Annotated in this window: 19 protein-coding genes and 1 pseudogene; 18 read left to right on the top strand and 2 right to left on the bottom strand. The window is 29.1% G+C overall.

Translation table 11 applies throughout. The features are described 5' to 3' along the window. Positions 1-3 precede the first annotated feature (3 nt). Positions 4-945 (bottom strand): ABC transporter permease, encoded by a 942-nt coding sequence (locus RH95_RS05130; protein ID WP_234346990.1) that lies wholly within the window; start codon positions 943-945, stop codon positions 4-6. Between the two features lie 51 nt (positions 946-996). Then, positions 997-2,682, bottom strand: coding sequence for a peptide ABC transporter substrate-binding protein (locus RH95_RS05125; RefSeq protein ID WP_010245438.1), 1,686 nt, complete (start codon positions 2,680-2,682; stop codon positions 997-999). A 243-nt stretch (positions 2,683-2,925) separates the two neighbouring features. On the opposite strand from RH95_RS05125, the gene RH95_RS05120 reads away from it, so the two are divergent. From RH95_RS05120 to RH95_RS09565, 18 genes and pseudogenes are all read left to right on the top strand, one after another. Then, positions 2,926-4,173: an aminopeptidase gene (locus tag RH95_RS05120; RefSeq protein ID WP_010245436.1), complete on the top strand. Its 1,248-nt coding sequence runs from the start codon at positions 2,926-2,928 to the stop codon at positions 4,171-4,173. 150 nt (positions 4,174-4,323) lie between these two features. Then, positions 4,324-5,843 (top strand): annotated as a pseudogene (locus RH95_RS05115) (YifB family Mg chelatase-like AAA ATPase). Further along, a complete protein-coding gene (gene dprA / locus RH95_RS05110; RefSeq protein WP_010245427.1) occupies positions 5,844-6,923 on the top strand; it encodes a DNA-processing protein DprA in 1,080 nt (359 codons plus the stop codon). Positions 6,924-6,948: 25 nt separating this feature from the next. Beyond that, positions 6,949-9,030 (top strand): type I DNA topoisomerase, encoded by a 2,082-nt coding sequence (topA, locus tag RH95_RS05105; RefSeq protein WP_010245426.1) that lies wholly within the window; start codon positions 6,949-6,951, stop codon positions 9,028-9,030. Further along, on the top strand, positions 9,023-9,868 hold the full coding sequence (locus RH95_RS05100; RefSeq protein WP_010245423.1) for a GspE/PulE family protein: 846 nt from the start codon (positions 9,023-9,025) through the stop codon (positions 9,866-9,868). The genes topA and RH95_RS05100 overlap by 8 nt, the downstream gene beginning before the upstream one ends. Before the next feature lie 65 nt (positions 9,869-9,933). Further along, positions 9,934-10,224 carry a CD1845 family protein gene (locus tag RH95_RS05095; protein WP_000587722.1) on the top strand — a complete coding sequence of 97 codons (291 nt, stop codon included), beginning with the start codon at positions 9,934-9,936 and terminating at the stop codon, positions 10,222-10,224. A gap of 85 nt (positions 10,225-10,309) precedes the next feature. Next, positions 10,310-11,293 (top strand): replication initiator protein A, encoded by a 984-nt coding sequence (locus RH95_RS05090; RefSeq protein WP_010245422.1) that lies wholly within the window; start codon positions 10,310-10,312, stop codon positions 11,291-11,293. Between the two features lie 14 nt (positions 11,294-11,307). Next, positions 11,308-12,165 (top strand): ATP-binding protein, encoded by an 858-nt coding sequence (locus tag RH95_RS05085; protein ID WP_010245421.1) that lies wholly within the window; start codon positions 11,308-11,310, stop codon positions 12,163-12,165. Positions 12,166-12,179: 14 nt separating this feature from the next. After that, entirely contained in the window at positions 12,180-12,671 is a 492-nt protein-coding gene (locus tag RH95_RS05080) for a PcfB family protein (RefSeq protein WP_010245418.1), read from the top strand. A 55-nt stretch (positions 12,672-12,726) separates the two neighbouring features. Then, on the top strand, positions 12,727-13,086 hold the full coding sequence (locus tag RH95_RS05075) for a type II toxin-antitoxin system RelE/ParE family toxin (protein WP_010245415.1): 360 nt from the start codon (positions 12,727-12,729) through the stop codon (positions 13,084-13,086). Beyond that, entirely contained in the window at positions 13,079-13,363 is a 285-nt protein-coding gene (locus RH95_RS05070) for a type II toxin-antitoxin system RelB family anti-toxin (RefSeq protein WP_010245412.1), read from the top strand. Before RH95_RS05075 ends, RH95_RS05070 begins: the two co-directional genes overlap by 8 nt. Positions 13,364-13,644: 281 nt before the next feature. Continuing rightward, positions 13,645-15,417, top strand: a complete 1,773-nt coding sequence (locus tag RH95_RS05060; RefSeq protein WP_036743113.1) for a VirD4-like conjugal transfer protein, CD1115 family — start codon at positions 13,645-13,647, stop codon at positions 15,415-15,417. 166 nt (positions 15,418-15,583) lie between these two features. Further along, positions 15,584-16,576, top strand: a complete 993-nt coding sequence (locus tag RH95_RS05055) for a hypothetical protein (RefSeq protein ID WP_010245404.1) — start codon at positions 15,584-15,586, stop codon at positions 16,574-16,576. Then, on the top strand, positions 16,560-16,820 hold the full coding sequence (locus RH95_RS05050; protein WP_010245401.1) for an ABC-three component system middle component 6: 261 nt from the start codon (positions 16,560-16,562) through the stop codon (positions 16,818-16,820). Before RH95_RS05055 ends, RH95_RS05050 begins: the two co-directional genes overlap by 17 nt. Next, positions 16,801-18,468, top strand: coding sequence for a DUF2326 domain-containing protein (locus tag RH95_RS05045; RefSeq protein ID WP_010245398.1), 1,668 nt, complete (start codon positions 16,801-16,803; stop codon positions 18,466-18,468). The genes RH95_RS05050 and RH95_RS05045 overlap by 20 nt, the downstream gene beginning before the upstream one ends. 328 nt (positions 18,469-18,796) lie before the next feature. Then, on the top strand, positions 18,797-19,117 hold the full coding sequence (locus RH95_RS05040) for a hypothetical protein (protein ID WP_010245394.1): 321 nt from the start codon (positions 18,797-18,799) through the stop codon (positions 19,115-19,117). A gap of 3 nt (positions 19,118-19,120) precedes the next feature. Continuing rightward, a complete protein-coding gene (locus tag RH95_RS09330) occupies positions 19,121-19,252 on the top strand; it encodes a Maff2 family mobile element protein (protein ID WP_010245392.1) in 132 nt (43 codons plus the stop codon). A gap of 454 nt (positions 19,253-19,706) precedes the next feature. Beyond that, positions 19,707-19,859, top strand: coding sequence for a hypothetical protein (locus tag RH95_RS09565; RefSeq protein WP_158309965.1), 153 nt, complete (start codon positions 19,707-19,709; stop codon positions 19,857-19,859). Positions 19,860-20,113: the final 254 nt, after the last annotated feature.

Raw genomic sequence — 20,113 nt, 5'->3', positions numbered from 1 at the left:
ATATTACTCCGTGAATTTAATTCGTGGATCTACTAATCCGTAAACGATGTCTACTACAAGTTGAATTACTAAGAATAAAAATGCATAGAAAATTGTATTTCCAATAATCATAGGATAATCTCTATTTTGAATAGAACTTACAAAATAAAAGCCTAGTCCCGGTATACTAAACATATTTTCAATGATGAAAGAACCTATAAAAATACCTACAATTTGTGGACCAATTATTGTTATAACAGGTAAAATTGCATTTCTAAGCACATGTTTTCTTATTATGTTAAATCTAGAAACACCTTTAGCTTGTGCTGTGAGTATATAATCTTGATTTAAAACTTCTAGTACATTACTTCTCATATATCTGGCATATGTAGCTATTGATCCAAAGCACATAGCGATTGATGGAAGAACTGTGTTTTTAAAACTTCCACCACCCCAACCGGAAGTTGGGAACCATCTAAGTTTGGCAGCAAAAAAGTACTGTAACAGAGCACCCATTATAAAAACAGGTATTGTAATTCCAAGTATTGCAACAACTCTTATAATACTGTCAGGTAATCTAGAACGATTTAAAGCGGCTACTATTCCTAGTACAAGACCTATAACTAATCCTATAAGCATAGCTTGACCACCTATTCTTCCAGATACAGGAGCAGTTTCTTTAATTGTTGTAGTAACTTCTCTACCTGGATATTTATAAGAAGATCCTAAATCATGATTTACAACTGCATTTTTTAAGAATATTTTATATTGTTCAGAAGTTGGTTTATCTAGACCATATTTCTTTTTGTAATTTTCTCTTGTTTGTTCTGGCAGTGTCCTTCCCATTGCAGTAAGAGGATCGCCTTGGATGCTGTGCATCATATAAAAGGTTATTGTAGTAATTATAAATAAAGTAATAATCATATAAATTAACCTTTTACCAATATATTTTAACACTTCATTCATCTCCTTTTAGTGTAATATGGGGGCAACTTAGGCCCCCTTAATTTTAATTATTTAGTTTCTACCTGAAGTGTAAACATATCTAAGCCCAGTTGTGTCTAATTCTGATACCGGAAGTCCTTTTAGATAATCATATCTAAATTTGTGGTGAGTTACATTTGCGATTGGAATAACAGGAGATTCTTCAATTAATATTTTTTCAGCTTCTCCATATTTTTCAGCAGCTTCTTTTGTATCAGTTGTTTCAGAAGCTTCTTTGACTAATTTGTCATATTCAGGATTTGACCAGTTAGTAGTTATAACTCCTGCATCTGTTAAGAACATACTTAACATTGCGTAAGGATCGTCATAATCTGTAGACCATGCAGAGTAGGAAATTTGGAAATCTCCTTTATCCATAGCATTTGATAAAACTGGCCATTCAAGAGTAACGATATCAACATTTACTCCAAGAGCTTCTTTTAGATTAGCTTGAATATATTCATTAGCACCTTTTAAGTCAGCTGTGTTTGAAACTTTATATTCTAAAGTAACTTTTGATGGATCTGGATCCATGCCAAGTTCTTTTAGTCCTTCGATAAATAATTCCTTAGGATCATCTACTGAGTCAATAAGATCGTCTAAAGGTTTGAAACCAATTTGTTCAGAATATGGTTTTTCTCCTAAGTTTATAGTAGGAGGAACCCAACCTGTACAGTCAGTATTTACACCAGAGTAAACTTGTTTATTAAGTCCATCTCTATCAAGTCCAACTTGGATAGCTTGACGGATTTTTTTATTTGACATAAGTTTATTTTCTGTATTAATAGTCATAAAATCAAGAGTAGGTCTTATGAAAGGATACCAGTGGACACCTTCTTTGTCATCAAGTTTGTCTGTCCATTCCTTAATAGAAGTAGACATTGAGTCAATTTCTCCAACATCAAATGCATTACCTACAGTATTTATGTCGTTTAAAATTCTATAATTAATTTTTTCTAATTTGATATTATCTTTATTCCAATAAGTATCATTTTTAACTAAATTTACTTCAGAGTTGTGAGTCCAATCAGTAACTTTGAAAGGTCCACAACTTATAATTCCATCAGTACTTGATCCGAAAGAGTCACCATATTTTTCAACCATATCTTTACGTTGTGGGTACATTACTCTATAAGGAACAATTTTGATGAAATATTCAGCAGGAGCTTCTAAAGTAATTTCTAGAGTTTTATCATCAACAGCTTTAACTCCTAATTCGTCAACTGCCATTTCACCACTATTAACTGCTTTAAAGTTTTTAATAGGGTCTAATAAGAAAGCAGCTTGTGCAGCAGTATCAGGGTCAGCTGCTCTTTTGATTCCATATTCATAGTCGCCTGCAGTAACAGCTTGGCCATCTTCCCATTCAAAATCTCTTAAGTGGAAAGTATAAACTAAACCATCATCTGATACATCATAGCTTTCAGCACCAGCTGGTTCAACTTCAAGTTTATTTTCTTCAACTTCATGAATTTGAACTAATGGTTCATATACATTTGAAATTATATTTTTACTATAAGAGTCTTGTCCTACTTGAGCATCAAGAGTAACAGGTTCTGCACCAATGTGGCCCATGTAGTATTGGTCCTTGTCAAGTGAAGCTTCACCAGATTCAGCTGCTGGTTTTCCATTTTCAGCTTTTTTTTCTTCGCCTTTGCCACATGCTGTGAAAGTAAAAAGGCATAAAAGCAAAGCTAACAATAACGTTTTCTTTTTCATTATAAATCCTCCTTTAAGTTACCTAAAATTGTCTGCTGATAAAAAAATAATTTCTAAGCAAACTTTTTAGTAATTATTGTTACTTAAAATTATAACAAAATAATGTATAAAATTAAACACATAAAAATCAAATTATAAATTTTTAGTTTAATTTAATTAAAATTTGGAAAAAATATTTTAATATATTATTTGACAAATATTTTTATTTAGGATATCTTTTTCTTAAAAAGAGGTGTAGTAAATATGGAATACAAAAATTTTAATGTAGAAGATTATTTGGAAATTTATGCAAAATTAATTTTAAAAGATGGACTAAAAATAAAAAAAGACGACACACTTGTGGTTAGATGTCCAATTGAAGCAAGAGATTTTGCAATTATTTGTACAAAAATTGCCTATGAACTTGGTGCAAAAGAAGTGGTTATGGATTATAGAGATCCTCTTATTTCAAGACTTAAATATGAAAATGAAAGTGTAGAAGTGTTGACAGATGTCCCTAAGCACAAAGTAGACAAAGAAAATTATTACATGGATAAAAAGGCAAAGTATCTTTCTATTACAGGTTCTGACCCAGATGCATTTAAAGGTGTTGATTCAGAAAAATTGTTTAAATCAAATCTTGCAAATTCAAAAGCATTGAAAGATTTTTCTGCTAAGATGATGGCCAATTATGTTTCATGGATTGTTGCAGGGGCAAGTATACCTTCATGGGCTACAAAAGTTTTCCCAGATGTAGATGAAAATGAAGCAGTTAAAAAACTTTGGTTTGAAATTTTTAATTCTGTAAGACTTTTTGAAGATGATCCTGAAAAGGCTTTAGAAAATCACGTAAATAATTTAGATAGATATAGCAAATTTTTAAATGAAAATAGATTTAAAAAATTACATTATAAATCAGAAAAGGGAACAGATTTAGATGTAGAACTTCCTGATGAATATATTTTCTCAGCTTCAACTGATGTAAATAGCAGTGGAGAAGAATTTGTTGCAAATATGCCAAGCGAAGAAGTTTTTTCTGCACCAAGACTTGATGGTGTAAATGGAAAAATTTACAGCACAATGCCACTTAACTATAATGGAAATTTAATTGAAGATTTTTATCTAGTTTTTAAAGATGGAGAAGTTGTAGATTATGAAGCAAAAAATGGTAAAGAATATTTGAAAAATATCATTGAAACAGATGAAGGATCAAAAAGGCTTGGAGAAGTTGCTCTTGTTTCACATAACACACCAATTTCTATGAGAAAAGTTTTATACTACAATACACTTTATGATGAAAATGCTTCATGTCACTTTGCATTAGGCAAATCTTATCCAAGTTGCATCAAAGGTGGAGAAAAATTAAGCGAAGAAGAACTTAAAAAACGTGGAATGAACGATTCTCTTGTTCATGTTGATTTTATGGTTGGAGATGCTACAACAGATATTGTTGGTATAAAGGAAGATGGAGAAGAAGTTCAAATTTTTAAAGAAGGAAATTTTGTTATTTAAGATCAATTAAAAATGTTTATTTATTTAGCCAGATATTTTGTCTGGCTTTTAAATTGCAAATAATTGAACTAAATATTATAAATCTGTTAGAATATAATAAAGTAATAAAATATTAAAGATGGAAAATAATAAAATATATTAGGAGGGATTATGTATTCTTGCACAAAAACTTGTACTTTAACAGGATTAAATGGTTATCCTGTGGACGTGGAAGTTGACCTTTCAAATGGGATGCCAAAAATTATTATTGTTGGACTTGCAGACACAGCTGTAAAAGAATCCACTGAAAGAGTAAAATCTGCAATAAAAAATTCTGGATATAATTTTCCAAAGAAAAGGATTACAATAAACCTTGCTCCTGCTAATCTTAAAAAGGACGGAACACAGCTTGACCTTGCAATTGCAGTTAGTCTTTTGAGTTGTGACGAAAATCTTCGACTAAATTATTCACCTTATGTATATTTGGGGGAACTTACTCTTGATGGAAAAGTTAATAAAATTCAAGGTGCTCTTCCAATGATTATTTCAATGCGTGAAAAAGGCTATAGAAAATTTATTGTTCCTTACGGAAATAGAAAAGAGTGTTCAATTATTAGTGATGTTGAAATTTATCCAGTAAAAAATTTGGAAGAGGTGATTTCTTTTCTAAGAGGAGAAATTCAAATTAAAAGGTCTTTGGGGAGTTTTCAAAAGGAAAAAGTTTATTATGATGTTGATTTTTCTGATATTAAAGGACAAGAAAATTTGAAAAGAGCATTAGAGATTTCTGCCTGTGCAAAGTCTAATATTTTGATTTTAGGTTCTCCAGGCTCGGGAAAAACTATGGCAGCAAAGAGGTTTCCAACAATTTTGCCGAAACTAGATTTTGAAGAAGCAATTGAAGTTACAAAGATTTATTCTGTTTCAGGTCTTTTAGATGATAATGCTCTTATAACAAAGCCACCATTCAGATCTCCTCATCATACAGCATCGGCTGTTTCATTAATAGGAGGTGGAAAGATTCCAAAACCTGGAGAAATTTCTCTGGCACATAAGGGAGTATTGTTCCTAGATGAACTTCCAGAATTTTCTAAATCAGTTTTAGAAGTTCTTCGTCAGCCTATGGAATCAAAGGATATAATTATTTCTCGTGCAAATGCCAATGTTAAGTATCCTGCTGATTTTCAACTTGTTGTTGCATTAAATCCTTGTCCATGTGGTTATCACAATTCAAAAACTCATGAGTGTAATTGTTCTCCATACGAAATACAAAGATACCTATCTAAAATTTCTCATCCTCTTTTAGATAGAATTGATATTCATCTTGAGGTAGAAGAAGTAGATTATAAAGAAATTTCATCTGAAAGATCTGGAGAAAGTTCTGACATTATAAGAGAAAGAGTTAAATATGTTAGAGAAATACAAAAGGACAGATTTAAAGAAGAAAAGTTTAAGTATAATTCAGAAATACCAGAAAAAAATTAAAAAAATATTGTTTTCTTGAGAAAAATTCTGAAAAAATTTTGGAACTTGCTTTTCAAAAATATTCTATGAGCGCAAGGACTTATAATAAGATTTTAAAGATTGCAAGGACTATTGCAGATATGGACCATTGCGAAAATATTAAGGAAGATCATGTTTTAGAGAGCATTCAGTATAGAACTATGGATAAAAAATTTTGGGGGAATTAAATGAATAAGAGAGATTTACTTATTTTTTTAAATTGTATAAATTTTAGCAGCGAGAATTCTCTAAAAATTTTAAACTATTTGATTGACAATAATATTTCAATTGAAGATTTTGATAAAGTTAATTTTTTAGAAGAAAAGATTTTAACTAAAAGAAGTTATGATAAGTTAAAACAAAGATCCAAAGATTTCGATTTAATAATTGAAAAGATAAATATTAGAACTAACAAACTTGATGTCAAAGTAATTACAATTTTAGATAATGATTTTCCAGAATCTCTTAGATATATTGAAAATCCACCAATAGTTTTATATATAAAAGGTGACTTAAAAATATATAATCCAATTGCTTTTGTAGGTGCAAGAAGTCATTCAACTTATGGCAAGATGGCTGTCAATAAAATAATAGATTCTATAAAAAATTATAATTTTACTATTGTAAGTGGAATGGCCTACGGAATTGATTCTCTGGCACATAAAAGGGCTATTTTAAATAATTTAAATACAATTGCAGTTTTGGGAACTGGAATAGATGTAGTTTATCCAAAGTCAAATCAAAGTTTATATGATGAAATTTGTGAAAGGGGCGCTGTGATAAGTGAATTTTCTCTTGGCACAGGTGCAAATAAGTTTACTTTTCCTATGAGAAATAGAATTATTTCTGGACTTTCAAGGGCTGTAGTTGTGGTAGAAGCAAAGGATAAAAGTGGAAGTTTAATAACAGCAAGACTTGCAGCAGAGCAAGGAAAAGAAATTTTTGCTGTTCCAGGAAATATTACTTCAATTTATTCTATTGGTACTAATAAGCTGATAAGAGATGGAGCCATGCCTTTAATTGAAACAAAGGATATTTTAGATTATTACCCAGACCTTATTATGAAAGATTCTCAAAAAGAAAGTTTTGAGTTGAGTGCAGATGAAATACTCGTCTATAATTTGATAGAAAAGGGAATAATTAATATCAATGATATTTGCAATAATTTAAATAATGAGGTATTTTATATAAATAAGATACTAACAAAGTTGGAATTGAAGGGTATAGTTGAGAAAATTTCAATGAATGAATTTCAAATATTAAAATAAATTTTAGGAAGAAGGAGATGTTATTTTGGCAAAAAATCTTGTGATTGTCGAGTCGCCTACAAAGGCAAAGACAATAAAAAAGATGCTTGGCAGAAATTATAATGTGATTGCTTCTGTTGGACATATTAGAGATTTACCAAAATCAAAGCTTGGCATTGATATAGAAAATGACTTTGAACCACAGTATATGAATATATATGGCAAAGGATCACTTATTAAAGATATAAAAAAAGAAGCAAGAAAAGCAGATAATGTAATACTTGCAACTGACCCTGATAGAGAAGGAGAGGCGATTTCTTGGCATCTTTCACATATTTTGGAAATGGATCCAGAAGATAAAAACAGGGTAACTTTTAATGAAATTACTAAAGATACAGTAAAAAGAGAGATAAAAAACCCTAGAAAGATTGATATGGATCTTGTTGATGCACAACAAGCTAGACGTGAACTAGATAGGCTTGCAGGATATAAAATTTCTCCTCTATTGTGGAAAAAAGTAAAGGCTGGTCTTTCTGCTGGTCGTGTTCAGTCTGCTGTTTTAAAGTTAATTTGTGACAGAGAAGATGAGATAAATAATTTTATTCCAGAAGAATATTGGACTATTGAAGCAGATCTTAGAGCAGGAAGAAAGAAACTTTTGGCAGATTATTATGGAATAAAAGAGAATGATAAAATAAAAAAAGTAGAATTAAAATCGGAAGATGACGCTGATAAGGTTATAAAAAATATAGATAAAGAAAAATTTGTAGTTGATTCTGTAAAAAAGGGAAGAAGAAATAGGAAATCTCCGAATCCTTTTACAACATCTACAATGCAGCAAGAAAGTTCTAGAAGAATAAATTTTTCTACTCGGAAGACTATGATGGTTGCACAAAGTCTTTATGAAGGTGTAAAACTTCCAAAAGAAGGCTCTGTTGGTTTAATAACCTATATGAGAACAGATTCAACGAGAATATCTCTTGAAGCACAAGATGCTTGTTTAAAATTTATAGAAAAAGATTATGGAAAAGAATATCTTGGAAAGAAAAAAATTGCAAGCACTAAGAAAAGTGAAAAAATCCAAGATGCTCACGAGTGTATTAGGCCAACTGATGTTACAAAGACTCCCTATTCAATAAAAGATTCGCTTTCAAAGGATCAATTTAAACTGTATTCTTTAATTTGGAAGAGATTTGTGGCATCGCTTATGGCAAGTGCAATTTACAATACCATTTCTGCAGATGTTATTTCAAATAATGAAGTATTTAGAGTTTCTGGATCGAATATGGCATTTGATGGTTTTTTAAGAGTCTATGATTATAATACTGAAAAATCTAAGGAATTGCCATCCCTTGAAGAAAATCAAATTTTAAAATTTAAAGATGTAAAAAAGGAACAACATTTTACAAATCCTCCTCCAAGATATAACGAAGCTTCTCTTATAAAAGAACTTGAGGACCTTGGAGTTGGAAGACCGTCGACATATTCTCCCACAATATCAACTCTTCAAAGTAGATACTATGTGGTGTTGGAAGAAAAAAAGTTTGTACCTACGGAGTTGGGAGTTACAGTAAACGAAATCTTAGTAGAGAATTTTGACGATTTAGTTGACAAAAAATTCACAGCACAAATGGAAAATGAACTTGATGAAATTGCTGCTGGTAAAAAAATGTGGAAAGAACTTGTTAGATCTTTTTATAAAGATTTGAAAGAAGATTTAGATAAGGCTTATGAAAATATAGAAAAAGTTGAAATAGAAGATCCTGTAACAGATGTTATTTGCGATAAATGTGGAAGAAATATGGTAATAAAAATGGGAAGATATGGAAAATTTTTGGCTTGCCCAGGTTTTCCAGAATGTAGAAATACAAAACCTCTTGTTGAAAAAATTGGTGTAAAGTGTCCAAAATGTGAAGATGGAGAAATTGTAGTAAAAAGAAGTAAAAAAGGAAGAAAATTTTATGGGTGTGACAATTATCCAAAGTGTGATTTCGTTTCGTGGAATAAGCCAATTGATGAAAAATGTCCAAAGTGTGGAAATATTTTAACTGAAATGAATTCCAAAGGTAAAAAAATAATAAAGTGCAGTAATAATACTTGTGATTATAGGAGAGAGGAAAGTGAATAAATTTTCTTTTGAAATAAAGGATAAGTTTGGCGAAAATTATTGTCGCAAAAATTTTATTGCTCCAGCTAGAGAAGAAGATGATTGTTTTGTCTTCTACTCTTTACATAATGATGAACTTTTAAAATATAATTTGGAACAAAAATTACAGAAGAAAGTTCTATTTGAAATTAAGTCAGAAGAAAAAGTTATTGATGAAATAGATAAAATATATAGAGATGAAGAAAAGTACAATATATTAAGAGATATTAATTTAAGATATAAAGATGACATAACATTAAAAGAAAATGAAAAAGAGGATTCTCCAGCAGTTAGAGTTCTTGATTACATAATTAGACAAAGTATAATTAGAAACGCAAGTGACATTCATATAGAACCAAGATTTCAAGATATAGTAGCTAGAATAAGAATAGATGGAGCTCTAAATGAATTGATGAGATTGCCAAAAAATATTTATCCACATCTTGTAACTAGAATAAAAATTTTATCTAAGTTAGATATTTCTGAAAAAAGACTTCCTCAAGATGGAAGATTTAGTTTTAAATTTAAAAATGAAGATATAGATATAAGAGTTGCCACGACGCCAACGGGAACAGGAGAAAAAATTGTACTTAGAATTTTAGATGTACAAAGAATTTCTTATACTCCAGAGGGAATTGGATTAAGTGGAGAAAACTTGGATAAAGTTATGAATTTAATAAGTCAGCCTTCAGGATTAATACTTTGCTGCGGTCCCACTTCAAGTGGGGAGAATAGTATAATGGTGACAGATACAATAATTAAGTTAAATCAAGGTTTAAAGGCTTCCACAAAATTTTTAAACAAGATGATTTTAATTTGAATCTGTCATCTTTTTGTTGAATTCACAAAATAAATTTAATTTAGGTAAAAAGGATTGAAGAGGATATGATAATAGTTAGAGTGATTTTTAAAATCATACTTTTTCCTATTAGTATAGCACTAAGTATTATTGCTATGTTTTTAACTTTTATATTGGGACTTAGTACGGTATTTTTTAAATTAATATCTTTTATTGCAATAATGGGTTTTTTAGGATCTGTTATTAACGGAGAAAAAAATCTTGCAGTTGAAGCCATTATATTAGCATTTCTTTTTAGTCCTTATGGAATTCCAGCGTTAGGATATGTTGTAGTAGAATTAATAGAAGAGGTGAATGAAAAAATAAAATTAATATAAAAATAAAATATAAAAATTAATTCAAGAAGAGATAGCAAATTAAGATATGCTGTCTCTTTTTCTGTACTAAGAAAGGGGGTGTAAGATGAAAGAAATAGTAGAATTTGAATATTACTATGGTAATGAAGCAGATCAATATTCGTTTTTTAGAATTCCAAAATCTTTATTTACTAATAAATATTTTAATAGTATGTCAGTAGAAGCTAAAGTCTTATATGGAATTTTATTAGATAGAATGAGTTTGTCACTAAAAAACAAATGGTTAGATGAGTCAAACAAAGTATATATCATCTACACCATAGAAGAAATCATGGAAGTGTTAAATTGGGGTAGAAATAAGTCCGTTAAGATAATGAAAGAAATTGAAGAAATAGGACTATTAGAAAAAAAGAGACAGGGACTTGGCAAGCCAAATCTACTTTATGTAAAGAACTTTATATACACAGAAAACAATAAACCTACAGAAGTTTCAAAAGTAAACTTGCAGAAGTTTAAAAATCAAACTTCAAGAAGTTTCAATAATAAATCTCAAGAAGTTTTAAAAGAGGACTCTAATAATACTAATATTAATAATACTGATATTAGTAATACTGATTTTAATAATACCACCTCCATAGCATTCTTAAAAGATGAAGAAGAAAATTTAGATAGAACAATTTTGGAGGAGGCAAAATTAAAAGAAAAGATTAAAAATAATATATCTTATGAAATATTTGAAAAATCAAGGATAGAAGATAAGAAACAAGTAGATGTAATTATAAATGTTCTGGTAAGAGCATTAAATAATTCTAAAAGCTTTCACATAGGTGGGCAGAAGATAGATCATAAAAAGTTAAAAGAAAAGATTTTAAATCTAAACTATAAGCATATAGATTATGTATTGATATATTTAAAAGAAAACGCACCTAAAGATATAAGAAACATAAACGCTTACTTGCTTACACTCTTATGTAATGCAGATGAAAATATTAAAAATATGGAAATTATAAAAGGCAGTAATAATAACAATAAAAAATATGACTATAGTAGGGATGAAGATATCTGGCAAGAATTTTTAAATATGAAATAGGAGGTAAAATTTCTATGGAATCAATTAAAGATATTTTAGAAAACAATATAGAACCATTAGAAAAAATATATTCTTCAAAAAAAGACAATAATGAAAGTTATATAGATCAAAAAACAGGACTAAAATATTGCTCACATTGTAAAAGTCCAATGGAAAAAGAAATTGACTTTTTAGGAAAAAGAAAGAAAGTACCTATTTTATGTAAGTGTAAACAAGAAAAACAAAAAAAGCAGGAAGAAGAAAGGCAGAAGATTAATCAGCTTTTAAAGATTGATAGATTAAAAAAAGAATGCTTTGATGATCCTATACTTTTAAATTGGAACTTTGCTAACATGGATAAAGACAGCGAATATGAAGAAGTAGCAAGAAATTATGTAGAAAAATTTGATGATATATATATAAATAATATAGGTTTAATTTTAACAGGAGATGTAGGATGTGGAAAAACTTATCTTGCGAGTTCCATAGCTAATGGTCTTTTAGAAAAAGAAATAAAAGTTAAGATGACAAACTTTTCAGTAATTTTAAATGATATGACAAACTTTGAAATTGACAAAAGTAAATATATTGAAAAGCTAAATAATAAGCAACTACTTATTATAGATGACTTTGGAATGGAAAGAGACACAGCTTTTGCAGCAGAACACATCTTTAATATCATAGATAGTAGATATAGAGTAGGTAAACCTCTGATTATAACTACGAATTTAAGTATATCAGCCTTAACAAACCCTCAAACAATAAAAGATAAAAGAATTTACTCAAGAATACTTGAAATATGTAGCCCAATCATATTTACGGGAGAAAACAGAAGAATAGAAAAAATGAAAGAAAAATCGAAATTAGCCTATGGAATATTAAAAAATAAATGAAAGTAGGTGAGTAAATGCAAAATGACGATGTCAATAGTAGAACAATTGCCATAATGAAAAAAGCTGGAGTAGTAACAGCTAAGCAAGTTATAAACTTAATGAAAAAAATATTAGAAATAAATAAGCAAAAAGCAAGCTTAGAAAAGACAGGTACAATTAGTAAATTTAAGAAAGTTAAAGTAAAAGATCTGGTAAAAAAAGGAAAAGTAGAAACCTTAGAGCTTAATGATATAGATTTAAAGACTTTAAAAAGAGAATTAAAAAGATATGGAGTTAAATTTTCAATAAAAAAAGATTTAGAAAGCGGAAATAATATTATATTTTTTCAAGCAAAAGATGAAAAGATAATGGAACAAGCCTTTAAGAAAACTGTATATAAATTTACTCGAGAAAAGTCCATGAAAAAAGAATCTGTTATAGAAAAATTAGCTAACTTCAAAGAGAAAGTAAAAGCTACAACGGATAAGGATAAGGTTAAGCATAAACATCAAGAGCAAAGTTTATAAGGGAAAAGATTGACAATATAGGATATATCCTATAAAATGAAGATGAAGAGATGGGATGAATCAATTTATAGTTGAATATTATGAAAAGGAAGATGGAAGCTATCCAGTAGAGGAATTCCTCTTATCTTTGGATATAAAGATGAGGGCTAAAGTATTTAGAAACTTAGAACTCTTAGAAATAAAGGGGAATCAACTTAGAGAGCCATATTCAAAACATTTAGAAGATGGAATATTTGAGTTAAGAGTGAAACTAGGAAAAAACATAACAAGAGTTTTATATTTTTTTGTCATAGGAAACAAAGTGATACTGACTAATGGATTTATAAAGAAAACACAAAAAACACCAAGGTCAGAAATTAAATTAGCCAAGCAATATAGGGAAGATTATCAGAGAAGGAGTTATAAAAATGAGTAAAAATTTTAGAGATACCTTAAAGGAAGAAATGGAAAACCCCGAATTTAAAAAAGAATGGGATAATTTAGAGGTGGAATTTCAAATAATAAAGGCTATGATAGATGGAAGAAATGAGAATCACCTTACTCAAAGAGAACTCTCAGATATGACAGGTATTGCCCAAGGGGATATTAGTAAAATAGAAAATGGTAATGCTAATCCTTCTATTAAAACCTTGGATAGACTTGCAGATGCATTAGGAAAGAAATTGAAAGTTACCTTTGAAAGTAAAATATAAGTATATAAGTGTATGAAATGAAAAAAATCTTTGTCCTAGATGTAAAAAGGAAATGAGGCAACAGTTTATAGGTTTATTACATTGTAAATGTGGAATGAGTTATCCTAAAGATTTAGGATATTTTGAAAGAAGTGAAGATATGATTTTTGCTTTGGAAAGAAGAATAGGTAAAAAGGTAAAAAAAGTTCCAGTAATAAGGTATAAAAAATAAACAAAACTGATAAGAGAGTTATTAATTTTTTAGAAAGGGAGTGAACAAGACGAAAATACTTAATGAAGTAATGAAAGATATAAAGAATGTATTTCACATACGAGATAAGAAAAGATTTATTTTAGAAAATCTTCCATATCTCGTATTTTTTTATATAGGAAATATACTAGCTAGTCATATAAACTCCTATGAAGGAGGAGATATATTAGATAGAATTATGGTAGCCTTTAGTCAGATTGATAGTTTAAATTATTTTCTTTCGTTTAAAATAAGAAATATATTAGCAGGGTTAATACTAGCATTAATTATTAAATTGGTTTTAATACAAAAGAAGAAAAAAGCAAAAAAATTTAGAGAAGGTAAAGAGTATGGATCTGCAAGATGGGGAAATGAAAAAGATATAGAGCCATATATTGATAAAAAGTTTGAAAATAACATTCTACTTACTCAAACAGAGAGACTTACAATGAATAATCGCCCTCAGAATCCTAAATATGCAAGAAATAAAAATGTGCTTGTCATTGGTGGTTCTGGTTCAGGAAAGACAAGATTTTTCGTAAAGCCTAATCTCATGCAAATGCATTCGTCTTATGTAGTTACTGATCCTAAAGGAACATTAGTATTAGAATGTGGGAAAATGCTAGAAAAAAATGGATATGAGATAAAAATTTTAAATACCATTAACTTTAAGAAGTCTATGAAGTACAATCCATTCGCTTACATTAGAAGTGAAAAAGATATACTCAAATTAGTACAAACAATCATTGCAAATACAAAAGGTGAAGGTGAAAAGTCAACTGAAGATTTTTGGATTAAGGCAGAAAAGCTCTATTATACTGCCCTCGTCGGTTATATTTACTATGAAGCACCAAAAGAAGAACAAAATTTTTCAACCTTGTTAGCTATGATAGATGCATCAGAAGTTAGAGAAGAAGATGAAAACTTTAAAAATGCTGTTGATTATATGTTTGAAGCTTTAGAAAAAGAAAAGCCAGATCATTTTGCAGTAAAACAATACAAAAAATACAAACTTGCTGCGGGCAAGACTGCTAAATCTATTCTTATTTCTTGTGGAGCAAGACTTGCACCATTTGATATCGAAGAATTAAGGGACTTAATGAGTGAAGATGAATTAGAGCTAGATAAAATTGGAGATAGAAAAACTGCTTTATTCGTAATAATATCAGATACAGATGATACCTTTAACTTTGTAGTATCAATAATGTATTCTCAGTTGTTTAATCTATTATGTGATAAGGCAGATGATGAGTATGGCGGAAGGTTGCCAGTTCATGTAAGATGTTTACTTGATGAGTTTAGTAATATAGGTCAGATTCCAAAGTTTGAAAAGCTAATTGCCACAATTAGAAGCAGAGAAATATCAGCCTGCATTATTTTGCAAGCTCAGTCTCAACTAAAAGCAATTTATAAAGATAATGCGGACACCATAGTAGGCAATTGTGATTCCACATTATTTTTAGGTGGCAAAGAAAAAACAACCTTAAAAGAGCTATCTGAAAGTTTAGGCAAAGAAACAATAGACTTATATAATACGTCGGAAACTAGATCAAATCAAAAAAGTTTTGGCTTAAATTATCAAAAAACTGGAAAAGAATTAATGAGTCAAGATGAGATAACTGTAATGGATGGAGGTAAATGCATTTATCAACTAAGAGGAGTAAGACCTTTTCTATCCGATAAGTTTGACATTACAAAACATAAGAATTATAAATTACTTGAAGATTATGATAAGAAAAATTTGTTTGATGTGGATAAATATCTAAAGAATAAAGATGAAGTAAAATTAAGAAAAGACTTAATAGTAAATGCTATAGAATTTTAGTTCGTTAAAATAATTTATATATTAAGCATACAAGAGTATGATATTGATAAGGTAATAGAACTTATATGAATTTCATAGGCAAGAAACTGTGATAAATATAAGTTAATGAAATTGACGTAATATTTTTTATTTAGTATAATTTCATAATATGAAAGGGGTGTATAATTTGGACGAATATGATTGCCGAATGGCGATTCTAGATGACTTAAGAGGGACGACTGGATTGCAATTTCAACTTAAAATTAGAGAAGTTTTAAGATTGTACTACAAGTCATTTGACAAAAAATACGAGATGCCATCACCATATGGAGGAGACGATAAAAATGATGGTTGGGTTCCACAAGATGCTATTTTTTATCAAATTTATGCACCAACACAAGTTAAATCATCTTTATCTAAAGAAATACGTAAAAAATTTGAAAATGATCTAATAGGTTTAGTAGAAAAAATAAGTGAAGGCAGCTGGGGCGGAAATTTAAATAAGTTTATCTTTATAGTTAACACTTTTGATACACCCTTACCGAAGGATCCTGATAGATTTTTTGATAGAGTGGTTAAGAAAATAAAAAAAGAGAATGGAATAGAATTTGATTATAGAGTTGATAACTTAGATTATATTCAAGATATTTTAATGGAGATTTCTGATATTAATGTTCTAATGGAAATAGCGTCAACTTTAAAAGTTAAAAACATTGTACTTGTTGAATCAATAACAGAAAAACTATTAATGGATACCATAGAAAGTATAGCTAGCAATATAAATAAAAAGCTATTTTGCTCCTTAAATTATGGCGATTATAAAAAGATTTCAACAATTCAGAAGATATATATTAATGATTTAGGTAATAAGAAAGAAGAAATAGAATCCTTAATCAATCATTTAGATATAGTAGAGAGTACCGTTGAGATTATAAATCAAGATATAAAATCATCAACTGCATTTACTAGAGTAGTAAACCTTATTATATCAAAGTATAAAGAGTTATCTAAAAAATATAATGGAGTAGAATTGTTAGAAAATTTAGTTGCAGAAATACAAAAGTATTCTCCAAGGAACGGATTTACAGAATATCCAACAAGACTATTGATATGCTATGTTTTTGATAGATGTGATATTTTCAAGAAGGAGGAAGGTGAGCTTAATGATATTACCCAATAAATATGTAACACTTTCACAAAGTTATTTAGGTATAAGTGCAATGATTTTGACAATAATTGGGTCAAGTAAGACTACTATAGAGAAATTATGGGAAGATTTTGAAAAGAAATATGTTGTCAATAATAATGGAGCTAACAATCCTTCTTATCAAAAATTTTTGTTAACACTTGATTTTATGTATTTTACAAATATGTTGAATTATAATAAAGAGGGTGAAATATATAATGAAAATATTGGAACTTAAAATATTCACTCCAAGTAGAGAAATAAAACGCAAGATAGAGTTTAATGAAACCGGAGTCTCTATAATACTTGCGGATATAAAAAGAAAAGATAAGAAAAAAGAAACGATTAATAGTTTAGGTAAGACACTTTTACTTAAAATGATAGATTATCTTTATGCATCTAATAATGATAAATACTATTTTAAAGACGAACTAAACAATTATATTATAGAGGGGAAAATCAAGTTTAACAATGAGTCTTATTTATGCTCAAGGACTATTGGGATGCCGGATGATAATACTATTAATGGTAAATCATATAGTTTGAGTGAATATAAAGATTTTTTTTCTATTAAAAGAAGTTTTTTAGACAAGCAAGTTTTTTTCGATGAAAAAAATAGTTTGATTTCATCAAGGCAGAATCCTAGTTGTAATGATTATTTAGATGTTTTAACACTTTTAAATTTGAAAGAACTTGGAGAAAAAGCCAGTGGAATATATAAAATACAGGATTCTATTAAAAAACTTAAAAAAAGTTTAGATATATTAATGAATTCCTATAGTTTAGAAAAGCCTAGAGACTTACAAGAAGAAATATTTTTGATAGATAAAAGAGTTGAGGAATATGAAGAAAAATTGGAGAATGTGACTGAAAAAATTGAAAGTATTCAAATTCTGGATCTAAAAGAAAATGTTTTAGAAGAATTCGCAGTTCAAAATAGTAATCTAAAAAAAGTTAAACGAAAACTTGATTCAATAAAAATTGAGAAAGATCGACTAGAAAATTATATAATCACGTCAAGTAAAACAGAAATTCAAAATGAGGATGTGATGTTGATTTATGACCAGGCGAAAATTGAAATACCTGACATGGTAAAAAAAGAATTTAGCAAGGTACAGGAGTTCCATAATAAAGTATATTTAGAGAGAAAAGAATACCTATTAGGACAAATAAAAAACCTGGAAAAGTCATCTATTGAATTAGAAGATGAATATAGAGAACTTACTGATAAAGTGAATAAATTAGGAAAATTAATTTCTGAAAATGAAGCATATAAAGAATCTGTAAAGTATTATGAAAAGTTTACAAAAGATTTAAATGAATTAAAGTATAGACAGGGTCAACTTGTTCAGCTGAAAAATATCAATAATGAGATTGATTCAAAAAGTAATAGGTTGACAAAAGAATTTGGAGAGATAAAAATATTAGCAGAAAATAATAGAGAATTAATAGAGGTTTATACGGATTTTATTTATGACTTTGTTAAGTTAATTTATTCAGAAGGAGTAGATGCTTTTTTCGATATTAAAATAAAAGAGAGACATCTCACACGACGTCCTATTGAATTAGAACTTAAACTTCGAGGAGATACTGGTGAAGGTGTAGGAAATGTTAAAAAGCTTTTAATAGATTATCTGATTTTTTGTTATAATAAGGAACTTGAAATTCTTATTCAAGATTCATCGTGTTATAATGGAATTGATCCAAGGCAGGTAACCAGTATGATTAAGGAGGTTGATAAACTTGCAAAAGATCGAGAAAAGCAAGCAATAATATCGTTAAATAGATATCAACTTATAATGGATAATGATATTGATGATTTTCTACATGAAAAGTCATCATTGATACTATCAGAAAATGAGAATCTGTTAGGATTTTCATTTTAAGGCTTTTTAATGAAATGAATTTTTGTTAATGAATTAAAAAAGATCTGACGAAATTAATAAATAGATAGAAAATGAGAGTTTACAATATATAATGTTTATAAATAATTGATAAAATACACCGAAAAAAGGAAAGTTTCGGTGTATTTTTTTACCAAAAATTAGGAGGAGAGATGAGTTATATAAGAGATCAACCAAGTAAAAAAAGATATAGATAAAAATAAGGCATAAAGATAGAGAAATTAAATACTAGATAATATAGATATTAATTATAAGTGGGAGCGATAGGAGACTATCGCTATTTTTTATGGGAAAAGGAGTTATAAGATAAATGGAAAGAGAAATGATAAACATAAATGGAAACTTAGTTGGAGAAATAAAAACAACAACAATAGATACAAATGAAGGAAAAAGAGAAGTAGCAAATTTTACTGTAGTAAATAAATTTAAAGAAAATGGAAAAACAAAAAAAGAATATATTTATTGCAATCTATACGGAGAAAAAGTAGAGACGGTAGAGGATTTCGAAATCGGTGAGTATATTCATATATTTGGATATTTTAAAGAGGTAAAAAAAGAGGAGAAAATATTCAAAAATTTTATTGTAAAACATATTAATAGAATAAATAAAGATGAAAAAGAGGAGGAATAAAAAATGGAGTTTTTCACACAAGCAGTAAATGTATTAAAGGTATTAGTAACAGCGATTGGAGCTGGACTTGGTTCTTGGGGAGTAATTAATCTAATGGAAGGTTATGGTAATGATAACCGTGCGACACGTTCATAAGCGAAAAGCTTATGCACTAAGTTTAAGGACATAAAGTCCGAAACTTAGGAGAACTAACAATCTAATAGGTAGAATGATGGAGTAACGCCCTAAAATGCCTACACTGATACTCCGATTGGCAATAAATATTAGACTAATTTATTGTCAAAAGCTCGGTGAAGTCGGCAGAGAGTAGCCGTAAATAGCTATATAGTTATACGAAACCTGTTTAGAGGTAAATGGTGCTACCTATATGCCGGGTGTCGAATACGCATGGTGAGAATGTGTATACCAAAACACTGACGCACTTCCGAATGTACAAGTCTAGACGTTTGAATTTGTCTAACGGCAATTACCATCAAAGATGGTGTGTTTGTGGATTAGTAAGAATGGTTGTTATGAAAGTCCATATATCGTTACAGGCGATAAGGCGAGAGCTAAACACAGGCTTAGAGGAAGAACCTAAACGTATTCAATGATAGGATTGTTGGAACGTGGTAAACCAAGAACATGGAGGCAGACTAATGCTAATGAAGTGTTAAATGGGAAAATGATAAGAAAAAAAAATCATATAACTATTTTTTATCTTGGTGAAAGTGGTGGCATAGTACCTATGAAGCGAGAATAATAAGCTCGTGGAGGGATAGCCACTAGTCACAAGAAAGAACAAGAACTGAAATTAAGATAAACACAGCTTCGAGTATGACAAAGAAAATCAAATCCGAAAGGAGATGGTGCCTGTGTCCACTTCGAAACCAAGATTAAAACAAAATAAAATCCGTTATACGGAATATTATGACTTGCAAGAGGTCCTTGATAATCTATATAAAGATAGCAGTGAGGATAAAGTATTTTCAAATTTAATGGGGTTAATAACTTCAA

The sequence above is a fragment of the Peptoniphilus rhinitidis 1-13 genome (assembly GCF_000246925.1).
GTDB classification, from domain to species: Bacteria; Bacillota; Clostridia; order Tissierellales; family Peptoniphilaceae; genus Peptoniphilus_A; species Peptoniphilus_A lacydonensis.
This window is presented reverse-complemented; position numbering and strand designations above follow the sequence as displayed.

Coding starts and splice junctions, on each gene's coding strand:
- RH95_RS05130 (WP_234346990.1), bottom strand. CDS start 945: ATGAATGAAGTGTTAAAATATATTGGTAAAAGGTTAATTTATATGATT.
- RH95_RS05125 (WP_010245438.1), bottom strand. CDS start 2,682: ATGAAAAAGAAAACGTTATTGTTAGCTTTGCTTTTATGCCTTTTTACT.
- RH95_RS05120 (WP_010245436.1), top strand. CDS start 2,926: ATGGAATACAAAAATTTTAATGTAGAAGATTATTTGGAAATTTATGCA.
- dprA (WP_010245427.1), top strand. CDS start 5,844: ATGAATAAGAGAGATTTACTTATTTTTTTAAATTGTATAAATTTTAGC.
- RH95_RS05095 (WP_000587722.1), top strand. CDS start 9,934: ATGATAATAGTTAGAGTGATTTTTAAAATCATACTTTTTCCTATTAGT.
- RH95_RS05090 (WP_010245422.1), top strand. CDS start 10,310: ATGAAAGAAATAGTAGAATTTGAATATTACTATGGTAATGAAGCAGAT.
- RH95_RS05085 (WP_010245421.1), top strand. CDS start 11,308: ATGGAATCAATTAAAGATATTTTAGAAAACAATATAGAACCATTAGAA.
- RH95_RS05080 (WP_010245418.1), top strand. CDS start 12,180: ATGCAAAATGACGATGTCAATAGTAGAACAATTGCCATAATGAAAAAA.
- RH95_RS05075 (WP_010245415.1), top strand. CDS start 12,727: ATGAATCAATTTATAGTTGAATATTATGAAAAGGAAGATGGAAGCTAT.
- RH95_RS05070 (WP_010245412.1), top strand. CDS start 13,079: ATGAGTAAAAATTTTAGAGATACCTTAAAGGAAGAAATGGAAAACCCC.
- RH95_RS05060 (WP_036743113.1), top strand. CDS start 13,645: ATGAAAGATATAAAGAATGTATTTCACATACGAGATAAGAAAAGATTT.
- RH95_RS05050 (WP_010245401.1), top strand. CDS start 16,560: ATGATATTACCCAATAAATATGTAACACTTTCACAAAGTTATTTAGGT.
- RH95_RS05045 (WP_010245398.1), top strand. CDS start 16,801: ATGAAAATATTGGAACTTAAAATATTCACTCCAAGTAGAGAAATAAAA.
- RH95_RS05040 (WP_010245394.1), top strand. CDS start 18,797: ATGGAAAGAGAAATGATAAACATAAATGGAAACTTAGTTGGAGAAATA.
- RH95_RS09330 (WP_010245392.1), top strand. CDS start 19,121: ATGGAGTTTTTCACACAAGCAGTAAATGTATTAAAGGTATTAGTAACA.
- RH95_RS09565 (WP_158309965.1), top strand. CDS start 19,707: ATGATAGGATTGTTGGAACGTGGTAAACCAAGAACATGGAGGCAGACT.